Genomic DNA, 15,426 nt, shown 5'->3' with positions numbered 1-15,426 from the left:
CACTGTGAATGAAAGATTTGCCCAGTACCGGGAAAAAGTTACCCAGTATTGGAATGGATTCAGCGGTAAACAGAAAATATTATTTTTCTCAACTCTGTTTATCATAATCATCATAATCGTAGTTTTATCGATGCAATTATCGAAAACAGAATACGAAGTAGCGTTTCAAGATTTGGATAGTACCGATTCAGCCGGAGTAATGAATTACCTGGACACAGCTGGAATTTCCTATCGCCTGAGTCCTGATGGTAAAAGCATCTCCGTCCCAAGTACAGATGCCGCCCGGATCAAAGTGGACATTGGTTCACAGGGGATCGTGCAGGGGGGTTCCATCGGATATAAGGTCTTTGATGAATCTTCATCGATGATTGGTACAACGGACAGCGAATTTAATGTGAAGTACAACAATGCTTTGAATGGTGAAGTAGAGCAGCTAATGAGAAGAATGCAGGGAATCAAGGATGCGAAAGTCCTGATCAATCTGCCTAAGGAAACTGTTTTTGCCTCCCAGGAGGATCAAGAACAGGCTTCGGCTTCAGTAGTGCTTAGCTTTGACCCTGGATTTAGACCTTCACAGGAAAATATCGATGGTTACTTCAATCTTGTGAAGACTGCTGTGCCTAACCTGCCGGTTGACAACATTACGATTGCCAATAATGAAGTCGAATTAATGCCAACGGCCAGAGGCGGACAAGCTGGAGTTTCCAGTCAGGTGGAAGAAAATTTTACTCTCAAAAAGAAATTTGAAGAGGAAGTTAAAAAGAATGTAAAGCAATTCCTTAGTACTCTCACTGGACCGGATAAAGTTGACGTTCTGGTGTTCTCTCAGTTGAACTTTGATAAGGAGAACAGACAGGAGAAACTCGTTACACCGGTAGATACGGAGAATATGAAAGGGATTGAGATCAGCTCGCAGATTATCAGCAATTCCTATTCGGGCCAGGGAAACACTACCGGAGGGGTTGCGGGCACGGGCTCGCAGGATGTTGCAGGTTATCCAGCGGATACAGGTTCAGGAACTTCTTCTTCTGAGGAGTCTTCGGAGACAAGGAACTTTGAAGTGAACCATATCACTAAGGATATTATTGCGAGTCCATATTCTGTTAAAGACTTAACCATAAATGTTGCGGTTGAACCACCTAACGGAGAAAAAACTTTGGATTCCGCTACATCATCGGCAATACAGAACATTTTGGTGAATATCGTACGAGCATCCTTGGCTGACTCGGGTGTCACATATACAGACGCGGATTTAGCGAAAAAAGTTTCGGTATATTCCCAGCAATTCGGAAATACGGAGACTAGCACAACTTTGGGCGGGCTTGCAACTTGGATGATTTGGGCTATTGCAGCCGCTGCTTTGCTGGTGGGTGCAGGAGGCGGTTACCTAATCTACCGCAGCCGCAAGAAGAAGGCGGAAGAAGAAGTGGAAGAAGATATTCCGCTCCAGATGCCGACCGAATTCCCGTCGATTAATATGGAGAGTGTGACGAACGAAAGTCAGGTTCGTAAACAGCTTGAAAGTCTGGCGAAGAAGAAACCGGATGAATTCGTAAATCTGCTGCGCACATGGCTAGCAGACGAACAGAGGTGAAATAATGGCAAAAGCCGCTCAGCAGGTGCTTAGCGGCCGTCAGAAGGCGGCCATCCTGCTTATCACACTAGGCCCCGAGGTATCGGCGCAAATATTCAAACATTTGAGAGATGAAGAAATCGAACAGCTGACTCTGGAAATCGCCAATGTCCGTAAGGTCGATAGTTCAGAAAAAGAGTCAATCATGGGAGAATTCCATCAGATTTGTCTCGCGCAGGAATATATATCGCAAGGCGGTATCAATTACGCCAAAGAGATTTTGGAGAAAGCTCTGGGTTCAACTAAGGCGTTGGAAGTTATCAACCGTCTGACGGCAACTCTTCAGGTACGGCCGTTCGATTTTGCCCGTAAGGCTGATCCTAACCAGATACTGAACTTTATTCAGAATGAAAATGTACAGACCATAGCGCTTGTATTGTCCTATCTGCAATTTGAACAAGCGGCATCCATTCTGTCTTCGCTTCCACAAGAGAAGCAAGCTGAAGTGGCCAGAAGAATTGCGATTATGGACAGTACCTCTCCGGAGGTTGTTACACAAATTGAGCGGGTACTGGAGCAAAAGCTGTCCGCTACAGTAACACAGGACTATACCAATGCTGGTGGTATTGAATCGATTGTGCAAATCCTCAACGGTGTTGACCGCGGGACGGAACGCACGATTCTGGATTCCTTGGAAATTCAGGATCCGGAGCTTGCCGAAGAAATCAAAAAACGGATGTTCGTATTCGAGGATATCGTCAATGTGGACAATCGCTCGATTCAGCGTATTATCCGCGATATCGAGAATGCCGATTTGCAATTGGCTCTCAAGGTGGCCAGCGAGGAAGTACGGGATGTTATTTTCCGGAACATGTCCAAGCGGATGGCCGAAACCTTCCGAGAGGAAATGGAATATATGGGGCCAGTGCGGCTGCGTGATGTCGAGGAAGCTCAGACACGTATCGTAGGAACAATTCGTAGGCTCGAAGAATCAGGTGAAATAATCATCGCCCGTGGTGGAGGAGATGACATCATTGTCTAGGCTGATCAAGCATTCACAATATGTTCCGGTTGATGTACTGAAGCGGTTGGAACAAGCCAGGCAGCATGCAGGTCTGGATGGGGTGCCTACTGTTTCTGATGAAGCGACAGGTGAGTTGCATACTCAGGACTCCGCTAGGGAAACAGCAGAACAGGCCCGTAAGCAAATGCTGAAGGATGCACAGGAGTTTGCCGAAGGACAGGTCAGGAACGCAGCGCAGGAAGCGGAGAATATTGTGGAGTCGGCAAGGACGGAAGCTGAAGAATGGTGGCGTCAGCGCAGGGAACAAGATGAGCATCTTGTAGAGGCAGTCAAATCAGAGGCTTATGAGCAGGGTTATCAGGAAGGGCTCGCAAAGGCTGAGGAAGAAATGTCGCGGAAGCTGTCCGAGATGATGGAGGAAGCACGGCAGGTCCTTCAGGATGCTTATCGGGCCAAAGAAGTAATTATTCAAGAGGCTGAGCCCTTTCTTGTAGAACTCAGTTGTGATATTGCTGAGAAAATTGTGGACAAGCAATTGACAGTGGAGCCGCAGTTCGCAATGGATCTGATCCGTAAGAATCTTGCGCGCAAACGTGAGCAGGGCTTGATCTCATTATGTGTGTCACCTTCACAGTTTTCCTTTGTCAATGCAGCTCGGGAAGAACTGGCGATGGCGGTTGATTCGCAAGCGGAACTGCAGATCCTCCCTGATTCAACGGTTAGGGATCATGGATGTGTTATCCGTTCATCATTTGGCAGTATTGATGCTCGAATAGATACACAACTTGCCGAAATTAAGAAAGAACTGATTCGAATAGCACTGGACACCGATGAGAACAGAAATGGGGAAGAGGATGCTTGACAGTGGACGGTATAAGGAGCAATTGCGGAATTTTGACCCTGTCAGAATCAACGGGAAAGTCACCCAGGTGATAGGTCTGATGGTTGAGTCGGAAGGGCCGGATGCCAGCATAGGGGATGTATGTTACATCTACCCTGCTAAAGGCAATAAGCCGCTGCAGGCTGAAGTTGTTGGTTTTCGCGACAATAAGGTTCTGCTGATGCCGCTTGGTGAGCTGCAAGCAATCGGACCTGGCTGTGATGTGGTGGGTACTGGCAAACCGCTAAGTGTACAAGTGGGTTCTGAACTGCTTGGCAAGGTGCTTGACGGTCTGGGACAACCGCTTGATGGCTCTCTTATTCCGGCAAGAATGCCGCACAGCTCAACATTCAATATTCCATCCAATCCGCTCAACCGCCCACGGGTTCAAGAACCAATCAGTATTGGAGTTAGGGCGATCGACGGATTGCTTACAATAGGAAAAGGCCAGCGTGTGGGTATCTTTGCAGGGTCAGGGGTCGGTAAGAGCACGCTCATGGGTATGATTGCACGCAATACATCAGCAGATGTGAATGTGATTGCCTTGATCGGAGAACGGGGCAGAGAAGTGCTTGATTTCATCGAACGCGATCTCGGTCCGGAAGGTCTGCAACGCTCAGTCGTTGTTGTAGCAACATCTGACCAACCTGCACTCATCCGCATCAAGGGAGCATTAATTGCTACCACGATTGCCGAATATTTTCGTGACCGCGGCTTGAATGTCATGCTGATGATGGATTCAGTCACAAGATATGCTATGGCACAGCGTGAGGTAGGACTAGCAGTAGGTGAACCTCCTGCGATGCGGGGCTACACACCTTCAGTATTCGCAAGCTTGCCGAAGCTGCTTGAAAGAGCCGGAACGGGGCCTTCAGGATCAATCACCGCTTTTTATACTGTTCTTGTAGACGGTGATGATATGAACGAGCCCATTGCCGACGCTGTTAGAGGGATTCTGGATGGTCACATTGTGCTGAACCGGAATATTGCCAATAAGGGACATTTCCCGGCCATTGATGTACTTTCCAGCATCAGTCGTGTGATGAATGATATTGCTCCAGAGGAACAGATTGCTGCAGCCGAGAATGTGAAAAGGCTTATGGCGGTATATAAAGATTCTGAGGATTTGATTAATATTGGTGCCTATCAAAGAGGCTCCAATGCGCAGATTGACGAGTCGATCCATTATATTGATAGCATTTGGGATTTCACCAAGCAAAAGGTGAATGAGAAGGTTACGCTAGCCGAGGTCCAAGAGTCTTTAATTTCTCAGTTCTCAAGGAGTTGATAGATCGTGAGATTCCATTATACTTTTCAAAAAGTGGTGGACTTGAAAGGAAATGAAAAAACACAGGCAGAGTGGTTGCTCTCAAGTGCAATCGGAGAACTGCAGGCCCATGAGAAAAGTCTTGAAGACTTGATTCAGCAGCGGCTTGAGCTAATGCAGTCACTGCAGCACGCGGCTGAACAGAGAACACCGTTGTCTAAACTCCGAGAAATGCAGGATTATGTAGATTACTTGGATCAATGCATTGCCCGGAAGCATTCGGATGTCAGTCGTGCACATGTCGAAGTTCGGCATAAACAGGACCACCTGAGTACAAAGGTTCTGGATGAAAAGGTATGGTTGAAGGCCAAGGACAAAGCACTGACAGCTTTTCAGCATAACATGATTTTACGGGAACAAAACGAACTGGATGAGATGGCTACCGTCCGCTTCGCGATGAAATCCCTCTAACCCAGGAGGTTTCCGCTAGTGGCTAATAACGAAATGGAATTTGATAATGAAGGGTCTGCCAGTAAATTTGAACGGTTTTTATTTTTAATGATACCGATCATTTTTACACTAGTACTGCTTGGTGTATTGTTGACGCTGTTTAATATGGATATCCGCCAAAATGTGTTTTCGATTGCAAACAAAATCCCTGTGGTGGAGAAATGGGTTCCAGATCCAGATCCAGCGACTGGTGAGAATGCAGAAACGGATCCGCAGAAGCAAATTAAAGAACAGGCTGCGAGCTCGGAAACCACAATTAAGGAACTGAAAAGCCAGCTGGCGGCTCAGGCGGAACAGGTTAAGAAAGCTAATGAAGACAAGACAGATCAGATGGCCAAGACAGAAGCGTTGCAAAAACAGATCGACGGAATGAAAGAGGAAGCTGCGGCTGCTGCAGCTAGTACAGGAGAATCTGCAGATCCTTATGTGAAGCAGGTGACTGAACTGGCAAAGCTGTATGCAGGAATGAAAGCATCCAAGGCAGCTCCGATTATGGAGAACTTAACCACGGATGAAATGGTGCAAATTTTCAGTGTGATGAATAATGCGAGTAAAACAGCAATTTTAGAAAAAATGGATCCCAAAAAAGCAGCAGATGTATCGGTTAAGCTAAAAGAAACAACGAACTCAACCGATATGGCTATTGCGGCCCTTCAATCCAGACTGAAGCAGGCTGCGGCGTCTACAACAACAACCACAACAACAGCTAATCTGGATAAAGAGAAATTGAGCCAGACCTTTACTACAATGCCTGCTGCAGATGCTGCTTCTCTGCTAGTGTCAATGTACAAGATCAGTCCTGATAAAGTGATCACGATTCTTAATACAGTTAGCGATAGTGTACGCTCATCCATTCTTGGGGAGATGACCAAGAAAGACAGCGATCAGACAGCTAAAGTTGTAAACCGGCTGATGGGCGGCAAATAATCCACTTGAAAGGAGGTGAAAAAGAATGAGTTTGGTCGTTCAATCAATGAGTGGCGGTACTACTGCCGCGGCTAGTGGAAAATCAACGGCAGCTAGTGGTACAACGCCCGTTCAACCTTTTGCTCAAACACTTGTTCAGAGCATGGGAGGGGCACAGACCCAAGAAACAACAGTTCCTGCAGCTCTAGGCAACTTAGCTTCCTTGCTGCAAGGTCTTATGAACGCCGTACAAGCAGCTGGTGGTGAACCAGGCGCAGAAGGTACAGTCAAAGGTGCCGAACAGCTGCAAGGACTTGCGGAAGACGTGGAGAAGCTGGATGACAGTATCAGCAGCGATCCTGCCTTGATGGCAGCGTTGCAAGGATGGTTGATTCAGGTATCGGCATTGTTGTCTGGAGGTACTGCAGGAGACGTCGAATCAGATACTGGAAGCAGTTCTGCAGCAGCTTTGTCCCCACTTGCACAGAATCCGGAGACTTTGCGGTTTGCTGTTCAAGATGAGCTTAATACCCTGGTTAGTATGATTCAGCAATCTGCTGCAGCAGGAGATGAGAAATCAGCCTCCGATGGCATTGCGATGTTGAACAATTTCACAGCAATCCTGGCAGAAACTCAGGTTTCTGATAATAAAGCTAAAGCTAAAACAGGAGTAAGCTCAGAGACCTCACCGGTTGTTTTGACAGCATTGTCTGAAACGGACTCCGTAGCAGGTGCAAAAGTGAAAGCTCCTGTTCTTACAGACCTGCGTACAACTCAAACGGCTACAGTCAAAGCTGAGAACGCTGCTGCTGTTCCTGCTGTCACGGTATCGGAGGATGCTTCCGATGTCATTGCCATGCCTCAGACCAAAGTAGCCGGGTTGGTGGAAGCCTCTAAAGGCGAAGTGATTACAGAGACTATTTCTAGTGCTAAGCCATCTGAAGCAAATAATGAAATCATAACTGCCGGTCAACTTTCCTTGCAGAACGGAATCACCACACCGCTTAAGGCAGAACTACAGCCTGTTCCAGTTCATCGTTTCGCTCAGGAAATGTCTTCATTTATTACTGGCAAACTCGAGATTATCAAAAAGGGCGGCGTAGCTGAGGCTTCGATAACTTTGTTCCCCGAGAATCTCGGACAAGTGGATGTGAAGATTACCATGCAAAACGGCCATCTGGTAGCCCAGTTTTCTACACTGAATTCGGGAACCAAAGATATTCTAGAACAACAGATGAGCCAGTTAAGATCCGCATTGCAATCTCAAGGGCTTCAAGTAGAGAAGCTGGAAGTTACTCAGAATAACACACCGTTGCAGTCCCAATACAGTGGCAGTCAACAGGGTCGTGGAGGTTCAGGCGCTCAGCAACAAGAAAGACGTTCCCGAGAACGCATTGAGGAGATTGGTGATGCAGTGCTCGCAGCTGAGTTGAATGGTGAATGGAAAGAATGGGTTGCAAACACTCAACAGGTTAACAGCTCTGAAGACGGAGGTTTCTCAGCCAAGGCATAACATAGGACAAGCGAGGTGAAAAAAATGGCATCAACTAATCCTATATCTACACAGGATCAATGGAATTATTCAGTACCTGACAGTTCCAAAAAAACTACAGGTGAATCAACACTCGGCAAGGATCAATTTCTGAAGATACTTATTACCCAGCTTCAGAATCAGGACCCAATGCAGCCAATGGAGGATAAGGAGTTTATTGCCCAGATGGCCCAGTTCTCCTCTGTAGAACAGCTAATGAATATTTCAACACAAATGACTGCAATGAATCAGTCGCTTGGTGCGGTATCGGGTCTGATTGGCAAAGAAATAACCTGGACGGATAAAACGACTGAGCAGGCGAAATCAGGAAACGTAGAATCTATAGTAGTCAGCGGTGGGGTACAGTACGCTGTTGTAGGTAAAGATCGAGTTGCATTGACTGAGGTTCTGCAAATTAAGAACCCTGCAACGACAGCAGGAAATACGGCTGATATTACAGGTGCTGCTGATGGTGGGGCGGTATCATGAGCGACAGACTTACAATAGGTCAGTTGTATCCTGCCAGTGTTCATCCATCGGCACTTCAAAGGTCAGCTAACGCTAAGAACACTGTGAATTCGGATGTTTCATTTGAAAGTGTGCTGCAAAAGAACATGCTGAAGTTCAGCAATCATGCAGCCAAACGTTTGGAGCAAAGAGGAATAGAACTAGGTCGCAGTCAATTGGATCAGATCTCTTCTGCAGTGGATAAGGCCGCAGCCAAAGGCAGCAAAGAATCACTTATTTTAATGAACGATATGGCTTTAATTGTAAGTGTAGCAAACCGGACAGTAGTAACTGCTATGGATGGAAGTTCCATGAAGGACAATGTATTCACTCAAATTGATAGTGCAGTGATTATTTCTTGAACCGGCTGGTCCTTACTGGAGAGCCGGATTGGCCGCCGACCGACTGACGCGACCACAGCTCAATGACCAATTTCAATACAAATACGGAGTTCTAGAACTCCATAATCCGGGAGGAATTTATTAATGTTAAGATCTATGTACTCAGGGGTTTCAGGAATGCGCGGTTTCCAGGCTAAGCTTGACGTTATCGGGAATAACATTGCTAACGTTAACACCATTGGGTTCAAATCAGGCCGTGTAATGTTCAAAGACATCATGAGCCAGACGGTATCTGGAGTAACAGCACCTGTTGATGGAGGTCAGGGTGGGGTGAATGCCAAGCAGATCGGGCTTGGGGTTAGTATTGGCTCGATCGATACCTTGCATTTGGCTGGTAGTGCCATGACAACCAATAATCCGACAGACCTGCGTATTGATGGTGATGGTTTCTTCCTGGTGAAGCTCTCTGAAGATCAGGCGACACCTTTCCTGACCCGTGCTGGTGATTTCCATGTGGATTCCAGCCGGAATTTACTAACTTCGGATGGCCTTCATGTGCTGAATTCAGATGGTGATCCAATTCAATTGAATGAGGGAGCTACTGGATTCTCCATCTCTACTGACGGAACAATTCTTCAGACGTTAGCAGACGGAACCATTGATTCTGATACGAAAATCGGTGTGGCCAAGGTGAGCAATCCACAGGGTTTGGAAAAGATCGGGGGCAATCTTTACCGGATGACGCTGAACGCCAACGCTGATGGAGCCCTCACTCCCGTAACAGCCAACAATACTGAAGAAGGGACAGGAGCAATTGTAGCTGGTCAACTGGAGATGTCAAATGTGGATCTGACCAGTGAGTTTACAGAAATGATTGTTTCCCAGCGCGGGTTCCAGGCCAACTCCCGCATCATTACGACCTCCGATGAAGTGCTTCAGGAAGTCGTTAACCTCAAGCGGTAATTTGAGGAGCCATAATCAGAAACTAGCTGTATAATGGTAACGTTTCGCCTTCTGGTGTAAAGGTTATTGCGAAGTCGTGGGGGAGGAACTCCTCCCCCTATTTTTTGTTAGGAGGCCTGTTATGATTTCGGTAACCAGATTGAATGGTACATCTATGTTTTTAAATGCTTTATTGGTTGAAATGGTAGAAGAAAGTCCGGATACGTACATTACGCTCGTAACTGGAAAAAGACTGATTGTGCTGGAAAAGGCCGATGAAGTCATCCGTAAGATCCGTGAATATAACAGGGACATTGGCACATACGCTGCCACCATTAAAGTCCAGTCAATGGAGGAGCTTTCATGAAAAAGATGCTGCCGTGGCTCGTTACAATTTTATTAGCAATAACTCTTATTGTAGTAGCTGCATTTTTACTAATGGATAAGATCTTTCCGAGTGATTCGAACGACGTGAATACGGCAGTCCAGAAAGTAGAGACCAAAAAACTCAGCGCTGATGAGATTGTCGAACTGACTGCACAAATCACTGATATCAAAACTAATCTTGCCGATCCCGATTACATCCTTTCAGTAGACATCGCGTTCCAATTGGATTCTGCGAAGTCCAAGGAAGAATTCGAAAAGATAAAGGCCATTAAAATCACGCCGCTTATTATCAAGGCGATTGCCGATACCAAGCCCGAAGAACTCAATGGGGCTAGCGGCAAAGATCAATTCAGCAGCAAGCTGGTGAATATAATTAATAAGAATTTGACCGAAGGCACTATAACCCAGATCGAATTCACTAAATTCATTTTGGCTTCCATGTAGCTGCTGAAGGATTATTCTTGATAGGGGGGTGATTGAATTGGTTGATGTACTATCACAAAACGAAATTGATGCTCTGCTTGCCGCGCTTTCATCCGGTGAAATGAATGCTGACGAACTGAAAAAAGAAGAAACCCAGAAAAAAATCCGCTCTTACGATTTCAAACGGGCTGTTCGTTTCTCAAAGGATCATATCCGAAGCTTAACCCGGATACACGATAACTTTGCCCGCTATCTTACGACGTACTTTTCGGCCCAATTGCGCACCTTCGTACAGATCAATGTCGTTCAAGTCGAGCAGCTCCCTTATGATGAGTTTATCCGCTCTATTCCGAAAATGACGATCTTAAATATTTTTGAAGCTGAACCGCTCGAAGGCCGAATGGTGATGGAAGTGCATCCGAATATAGCCTTTGCCATGCTGGATAGACTGCTTGGGGGATTTGGAACAGCACCTTCCAAAATCAATGCTTTGACTGAAATTGAAACAACTATTATGGAAAGGATTTTCAGCAGATGCTTTGAAAGCCTGCAGGAAGCCTGGAAGACAGTGCTTGATATCAATCCCCGTATGGAGGCTTTGGAGACAAATCCTCAATTTATGCAAATCGTATCACCCAATGAGACCATAGCACTTATTTCCTTAAGTACTAAAATTGGCGATACGACTGGGATGATCAACCTGTGTATACCGCACGTTGTTCTTGAACCTATCATGTCCAGACTGTCCGTACACCAATGGTTTGTTTCTGAAAAAAAAGCGCGGGATGAAGTTGAGCTTGAGGCCATCCGGGCGAGAGTTCAGAGAGCGCAGCTGCCGATTGTGGCGGAGTTGGGTGAATCGAGTTTATCCATTGCTGAATTTCTCGGGCTCAACGTCGGCGACGTCATTTCTCTCAACAGGAATGTGGATTCAGGACTGTCAATCAAGGTGGGGGACAAGCTGAAATTCATCGGAAGTCCTGGGATGATTAAAGAGCGTGTAGCTGTACAAATAGACGAGATAGTCAGCGAAGGAGTTGAAGATTTTGACGAGTAAAGATTATTTGTCCCAAGAAGAAATAGATGCTCTGCTCAGACAGTCGGCGGAAGGATCGTCAGCACCTTCGAAAAAGTCGGTGGATGATTACTTGACCCCCTTTGAACAGGACGCACTTGGTGAGATAGGGAATATCACATTCGGGAGTGCAGCAACTGCTCTGTCAACCCTGCTGGGTAAGAAAGTTGATATCACTACCCCTGAAGTATCCATTATCACCCGTGGAGAATTTGAAGAAGCCTTCCCAAAACCTCATGTAGCAGTACATGTACAATATGTAGACGGGTTTCAGGGCATCAATTCTTTGGTCATTAAAATCAGAGATGCACAGGTCATTGCTGATCTAATGCTTGGTGGTGAAGGGGATCCTAAGGATGAAGAGTTGAATGAAATTCACATCAGCGCGGTTCAGGAAGCGATGAACCAAATGATGGGTTCTTCTGCTACATCCATGTCGACTATATTTAACCGTTTTGTGAATATTTCCCCTCCGGGAATCGACATTTTGAATATGTCTAGCGGAGAAGGCGTTGGCAGTCTTCCGGGGGATGAGACACTCATTCAGATATCCTTCCGGCTCAAGATTGGAGATCTTATTGATTCAACCATTATGCAGTTGCTTCCGGTACAGTTCTCTAAAGATATGGTGACTATGCTTCTGGGAGATGTTTCGCAAGCTGAAGAGGAGACAGCAGCGGCTGTAGAGGCTCCACCTAAGCCGTCAGCAACCCCAGAACCTCATGCAGCACCTCCAGTGCAGCAAACGCCTCCAGCACAGCCTGGAGCGGTTCCACCGCCATATCCGCCACAAGGTATGCCGGCCTACCCGGGAATGCCGGAGGGAGGATATTATTATCCTCCTGCAGGAATGCCAGGTTATGGGATGCCAGCTTATGGAATGCCGCCTCAAGGAATGCCTTATCAGCAGGCTCCGCCTCAGCAGCCCGCACCTAACCGTAATGTAAATGTTCAACCGGTGCAGTTTGCTAACTTAAGCTCAGGCGCTTTTGGGAATATTGACGAAAATAATTTAAATTTATTGATGGACATACCACTGAGAGTAACCGTAGAATTAGGAAGGACCCAGAAGCAGATCAAAGATATTCTGGAAATGTCGCAAGGCTCAATCATCGAGTTGGACAAGCTAGCTGGTGAACCTGTAGACATCCTTGTTAACAACAAGCTGATTGCCAAAGGGGAAGTCGTAGTTATAGACGAAAACTTCGGTGTTCGCGTAACGGATATCGTCAGCCAGTGGGACCGAATTCAAAAATTACAATAAAGCGTACTTAGGGAGGATTTTGTAAAAATGGCTAACCGAATTCTAATCGTGGACGATGCAGCATTTATGAGAATGATGATCCGTGACATTTTGTCGAAAAACGGATTTGAGGTTGTGGGTGAAGCCCAGGACGGGTCACAGGCTATTGAGAAATTTAAAGAGCTTCGTCCCGATTTGATTACGATGGATATCACAATGCCTGAAATGGACGGCATTGCCGCTCTTAAAGAAATTAAAAAAGTAGATGCCAGCGCCAAAGTCATCATGTGTTCTGCCATGGGTCAGCAGGCTATGGTTATTGACGCAATCCAAGCGGGTGCTAAGGACTTTATTGTGAAGCCTTTCCAGGCAGACCGTGTTATTGAAGCAATCAACAAAACACTGGGTGTGTAATAAGTAGTTATGCCAGTCACTGTAGAACCGCATCTGGGAACAGGTAACAATCTGCTGAATTTGTTAAATGTTATTTTTGTCCTTGCGGTTATTGTTGTGCTTATAGTATTGCTTATCCGTTTTCTGGGACGCCGCAATCAGACTCTGATGAGTGGGCGTTCCATCCGTACGCTAGGCGCTTTAGGCCTTGGGCCTAACAAGTCCATACAGATTATTGAGCTTGGAGACAGCCTCTATCTGATCGGGGTCGGTGAGAATATATCCATATTGGATAAAATCACCGACCCGGCTGAGGTAGCGATAATCATTTCGGCATTTGAGGATCAAACTTCAGGGCAGAATAACATTCTTCTGCCACTCATTGCCAAGATAAAAGCCAAATTCCGTGGAGAAGTACCATCACAGGAAATTGAACTTAATGAAACATCCTCCTTTTACGAGACACTTCAATCCAAGCTTGCGCTGGCACCAGAGCGTAAAGGGAAAATGGAAGAGCTGCTTCGTGATGATGAACTCAAGGATGAGTCGAGGGATTATGAAAAATAAACTGATTTTTTCCTTACTACTATTGGTTGTATTCAGTGCACTACTGATTCACCCCGTTCATGCAGATCCAATCCCTAATATTGATATTAAGGTTGGAGGCAGTAATGGCTCGAGTAGTGGTACCAGTTCCATTTCTATTCTGCTTCTTGTAACGATTCTGAGCGTGGCACCGGCATTTCTTGTACTAATGACCAGTTTCACCCGGATTGTCATCGTTCTAGGCTTTGTGAGAACCTCACTTGGAACACAGCAGATGCCACCCAATCAGGTGCTTGTAGGACTAGCTTTGTTCTTGACACTCTTCATAATGTCTCCGACGTTGGCGACAGTGAACGAGACAGCGCTACAGCCGTACATGAAGGGGACGCTTACGCAGACCGAGGCGCTTAACAAAGCGGCAGATCCCATGAAGGAATTTATGTTCAAGCAGACTAATACCAAGGATTTGTTGCTGTTTATGAATTATACCGGTAACAAGGCTTCAGTTAAGCCTGCAACATACAGCGATATTCCTTTGACAGTGATCGTGCCTGCTTTTGCCATCGGAGAAATGAAAAAAGCCTTTACGATGGGATTTATGATTTTTATACCTTTTCTGATTATAGATATTGTGGTAGCCAGCACCCTGATGGCGATGGGGATGATGATGCTGCCGCCGGTAATGATTTCATTACCATTCAAAATAATGCTCTTTGTACTGGTAGACGGGTGGTACTTAGTCATTAAATCACTGTTGTTAAGTTTTAACACCTGAGATGCAAGAGGAGGCATAAGGGATGAATACGGAATTTATTATTGGTCTAGCCGGCCAAGCCGTATATTTAGTGCTCGAAACAAGCGCTCCCATGCTGATTCTTGGTCTGGTGGTAGGACTGATTGTCAGTATATTCCAGGCCACGACGCAGATTCAGGAGCAGACATTGGCGTTTATACCGAAAATTGTTGCTGTAATGCTCGCGTTGCTGTTGTTCGGACCGTGGATTATTACGAAGCTGGTAGACTTTACATCACAAATTTTGGGCAATCTCCATATGTACATCGGTTAAAAGGATGGATATGGATAACTTGTTGCAAAGTTTCCCCGTCTTTTTGTTGATTTTTTGTCGAATTTCCGCTTTTTTTGTTGTGGTACCGGTTTTTTCTTCACAGGGAGTGCCAACCACCTTCAAAATTGGATTATCCTTTTTTGTGGCGATGGTTGTTTTCAGCTCAGGAGGGACGAACATCACTGTTCCACAGGATCTGTCATATATTTTGTTGATTGCCCGCGAAGCCTTAATTGGCTTGCTGCTCGGTTTCATTGCTTATCTGATGTTTATGGCCATACAGACGGCCGGTTCATTCATCGATATCCAGATTGGATTTGGTATTGCCAATGTTATTGATCCAATGACCGGGACTTCAGCTCCTGTCATCGGGAACTTCAAGTATATGATTGCCCTGTTGCTGTTTCTGAGTATGAACGGACACCATTATATGCTGGATGCGATTGTATACAGTTATAAGTGGGTTCCAATAGATAATAGTCTACTGTTTAAAATGATAGACGGAAGCCTGGGACAATTTCTGGTCCGTTCGTTTTCACAGTCATTTATGCTGGCTTTTCAAATATCGGCTCCTCTGGTTACAGCACTTTTTCTTACGGATATTGGACTAGCATTTTTGGCCAGAACGGCTCCACAGTATAACGTATTTGTCATCGGGGTTCCGCTCAAGATCATTATTGGACTTGTTTTGCTTTTGCTATTGATGCCTAGTCTGGCAGCATTGTTCCAGAATTTATTTGACATAATGTTTGAGTCTATGCACAATTTGCTGGGCTTGATAGGGAAAAGTCCTTAGGTGGCTGTAAGGGGG

19 protein-coding genes are annotated in these 15,426 nt (G+C 45.9%); all 19 read left to right on the top strand.

The window, feature by feature from the left end; all coding sequences use genetic code 11:
• Positions 1 to 4: 4 nt before the first annotated feature.
• The 19 genes from fliF to fliR all read left to right on the top strand — a co-directional run bounded on the left by fliF (position 5) and on the right by fliR (position 15,411).
• On the top strand, positions 5 to 1,594 hold the full coding sequence (gene fliF / locus AC0MA3_RS14340) for a flagellar basal-body MS-ring/collar protein FliF (protein ID WP_379151318.1): 1,590 nt from the start codon (positions 5 to 7) through the stop codon (positions 1,592 to 1,594).
• Positions 1,595 to 1,598: 4 nt separating this feature from the next.
• Positions 1,599 to 2,615, top strand: coding sequence for a flagellar motor switch protein FliG (gene fliG, locus AC0MA3_RS14335; RefSeq protein ID WP_379151321.1), 1,017 nt, complete (start codon positions 1,599 to 1,601; stop codon positions 2,613 to 2,615).
• Positions 2,608 to 3,459 (top strand): FliH/SctL family protein, encoded by an 852-nt coding sequence (locus AC0MA3_RS14330; protein WP_474656674.1) that lies wholly within the window; start codon positions 2,608 to 2,610, stop codon positions 3,457 to 3,459. The genes fliG and AC0MA3_RS14330 overlap by 8 nt, the downstream gene beginning before the upstream one ends.
• Positions 3,440 to 4,765, top strand: a complete 1,326-nt coding sequence (gene fliI, locus AC0MA3_RS14325; RefSeq protein WP_379151324.1) for a flagellar protein export ATPase FliI — start codon at positions 3,440 to 3,442, stop codon at positions 4,763 to 4,765. The genes AC0MA3_RS14330 and fliI overlap by 20 nt, the downstream gene beginning before the upstream one ends.
• Before the next feature lie 6 nt (positions 4,766 to 4,771).
• Entirely contained in the window at positions 4,772 to 5,215 is a 444-nt protein-coding gene (gene fliJ, locus AC0MA3_RS14320) for a flagellar export protein FliJ (protein ID WP_379151327.1), read from the top strand.
• 18 nt (positions 5,216 to 5,233) lie between these two features.
• On the top strand, positions 5,234 to 6,181 hold the full coding sequence (locus AC0MA3_RS14315) for a MotE family protein (RefSeq protein ID WP_474656673.1): 948 nt from the start codon (positions 5,234 to 5,236) through the stop codon (positions 6,179 to 6,181).
• Between the two features lie 25 nt (positions 6,182 to 6,206).
• Entirely contained in the window at positions 6,207 to 7,673 is a 1,467-nt protein-coding gene (locus AC0MA3_RS14310) for a flagellar hook-length control protein FliK (protein ID WP_474656672.1), read from the top strand.
• Between the two features lie 24 nt (positions 7,674 to 7,697).
• Positions 7,698 to 8,180, top strand: a complete 483-nt coding sequence (gene flgD / locus AC0MA3_RS14305; protein WP_379151336.1) for a flagellar hook assembly protein FlgD — start codon at positions 7,698 to 7,700, stop codon at positions 8,178 to 8,180.
• On the top strand, positions 8,177 to 8,560 hold the full coding sequence (locus AC0MA3_RS14300) for a TIGR02530 family flagellar biosynthesis protein (RefSeq protein WP_379151339.1): 384 nt from the start codon (positions 8,177 to 8,179) through the stop codon (positions 8,558 to 8,560). Before flgD ends, AC0MA3_RS14300 begins: the two co-directional genes overlap by 4 nt.
• A gap of 123 nt (positions 8,561 to 8,683) precedes the next feature.
• Positions 8,684 to 9,502, top strand: coding sequence for a flagellar basal body rod protein FlgG (flgG, locus tag AC0MA3_RS14295; protein ID WP_379151342.1), 819 nt, complete (start codon positions 8,684 to 8,686; stop codon positions 9,500 to 9,502).
• Positions 9,503 to 9,623: 121 nt separating this feature from the next.
• Positions 9,624 to 9,848 carry a flagellar FlbD family protein gene (locus AC0MA3_RS14290; RefSeq protein ID WP_379151345.1) on the top strand — a complete coding sequence of 75 codons (225 nt, stop codon included), beginning with the start codon at positions 9,624 to 9,626 and terminating at the stop codon, positions 9,846 to 9,848.
• Positions 9,845 to 10,312, top strand: a complete 468-nt coding sequence (locus AC0MA3_RS14285; RefSeq protein WP_379151348.1) for a flagellar basal body-associated FliL family protein — start codon at positions 9,845 to 9,847, stop codon at positions 10,310 to 10,312. Before AC0MA3_RS14290 ends, AC0MA3_RS14285 begins: the two co-directional genes overlap by 4 nt.
• A 37-nt stretch (positions 10,313 to 10,349) precedes the next feature.
• Positions 10,350 to 11,348, top strand: coding sequence for a flagellar motor switch protein FliM (fliM, locus tag AC0MA3_RS14280; protein ID WP_379151351.1), 999 nt, complete (start codon positions 10,350 to 10,352; stop codon positions 11,346 to 11,348).
• The gene (fliY, locus tag AC0MA3_RS14275; protein ID WP_379151355.1) at positions 11,338 to 12,630 is read left to right on the top strand and encodes a flagellar motor switch phosphatase FliY; all 1,293 of its coding nucleotides are present in this window, start codon (positions 11,338 to 11,340) and stop codon (positions 12,628 to 12,630) included. The genes fliM and fliY overlap by 11 nt, the downstream gene beginning before the upstream one ends.
• Before the next feature lie 27 nt (positions 12,631 to 12,657).
• Entirely contained in the window at positions 12,658 to 13,023 is a 366-nt protein-coding gene (locus tag AC0MA3_RS14270) for a response regulator (protein ID WP_379151359.1), read from the top strand.
• Positions 13,024 to 13,032: 9 nt separating this feature from the next.
• Positions 13,033 to 13,569: a flagellar biosynthetic protein FliO gene (locus AC0MA3_RS14265; RefSeq protein WP_379151362.1), complete on the top strand. Its 537-nt coding sequence runs from the start codon at positions 13,033 to 13,035 to the stop codon at positions 13,567 to 13,569.
• Positions 13,559 to 14,323, top strand: coding sequence for a flagellar type III secretion system pore protein FliP (gene fliP, locus AC0MA3_RS14260; RefSeq protein ID WP_379151365.1), 765 nt, complete (start codon positions 13,559 to 13,561; stop codon positions 14,321 to 14,323). The genes AC0MA3_RS14265 and fliP overlap by 11 nt, the downstream gene beginning before the upstream one ends.
• Positions 14,324 to 14,345: 22 nt before the next feature.
• Positions 14,346 to 14,615 (top strand): flagellar biosynthesis protein FliQ, encoded by a 270-nt coding sequence (fliQ, locus tag AC0MA3_RS14255; RefSeq protein WP_379151368.1) that lies wholly within the window; start codon positions 14,346 to 14,348, stop codon positions 14,613 to 14,615.
• Between the two features lie 10 nt (positions 14,616 to 14,625).
• Positions 14,626 to 15,411, top strand: a complete 786-nt coding sequence (gene fliR / locus AC0MA3_RS14250; protein WP_474656671.1) for a flagellar biosynthetic protein FliR — start codon at positions 14,626 to 14,628, stop codon at positions 15,409 to 15,411.
• The last annotated feature ends 15 nt before the right edge of the window (positions 15,412 to 15,426 follow it).

The organism is Paenibacillus sp. LS-5 (assembly GCF_056121505.1).
The sequence above is the reverse complement of the archived record's forward strand: the minus strand, read 5'-3'. Positions and strand labels throughout refer to the sequence as shown.

Excerpts from the sequence above, each read along its gene's own strand:
- fliR (WP_474656671.1), top strand. The coding sequence starts at position 14,626 with ATGGATAACTTGTTGCAAAGTTTCCCCGTCTTTTTGTTGATTTTTTGT.
- AC0MA3_RS14265 (WP_379151362.1), top strand. The coding sequence starts at position 13,033 with ATGCCAGTCACTGTAGAACCGCATCTGGGAACAGGTAACAATCTGCTG.
- fliI (WP_379151324.1), top strand. The coding sequence starts at position 3,440 with ATGGGGAAGAGGATGCTTGACAGTGGACGGTATAAGGAGCAATTGCGG.
- AC0MA3_RS14310 (WP_474656672.1), top strand. The coding sequence starts at position 6,207 with ATGAGTTTGGTCGTTCAATCAATGAGTGGCGGTACTACTGCCGCGGCT.
- AC0MA3_RS14300 (WP_379151339.1), top strand. The coding sequence starts at position 8,177 with ATGAGCGACAGACTTACAATAGGTCAGTTGTATCCTGCCAGTGTTCAT.
- fliG (WP_379151321.1), top strand. The coding sequence starts at position 1,599 with ATGGCAAAAGCCGCTCAGCAGGTGCTTAGCGGCCGTCAGAAGGCGGCC.
- flgD (WP_379151336.1), top strand. The coding sequence starts at position 7,698 with ATGGCATCAACTAATCCTATATCTACACAGGATCAATGGAATTATTCA.
- AC0MA3_RS14270 (WP_379151359.1), top strand. The coding sequence starts at position 12,658 with ATGGCTAACCGAATTCTAATCGTGGACGATGCAGCATTTATGAGAATG.
- fliQ (WP_379151368.1), top strand. The coding sequence starts at position 14,346 with ATGAATACGGAATTTATTATTGGTCTAGCCGGCCAAGCCGTATATTTA.
- AC0MA3_RS14285 (WP_379151348.1), top strand. The coding sequence starts at position 9,845 with ATGAAAAAGATGCTGCCGTGGCTCGTTACAATTTTATTAGCAATAACT.
- fliP (WP_379151365.1), top strand. The coding sequence starts at position 13,559 with ATGAAAAATAAACTGATTTTTTCCTTACTACTATTGGTTGTATTCAGT.
- flgG (WP_379151342.1), top strand. The coding sequence starts at position 8,684 with ATGTTAAGATCTATGTACTCAGGGGTTTCAGGAATGCGCGGTTTCCAG.
- AC0MA3_RS14290 (WP_379151345.1), top strand. The coding sequence starts at position 9,624 with ATGATTTCGGTAACCAGATTGAATGGTACATCTATGTTTTTAAATGCT.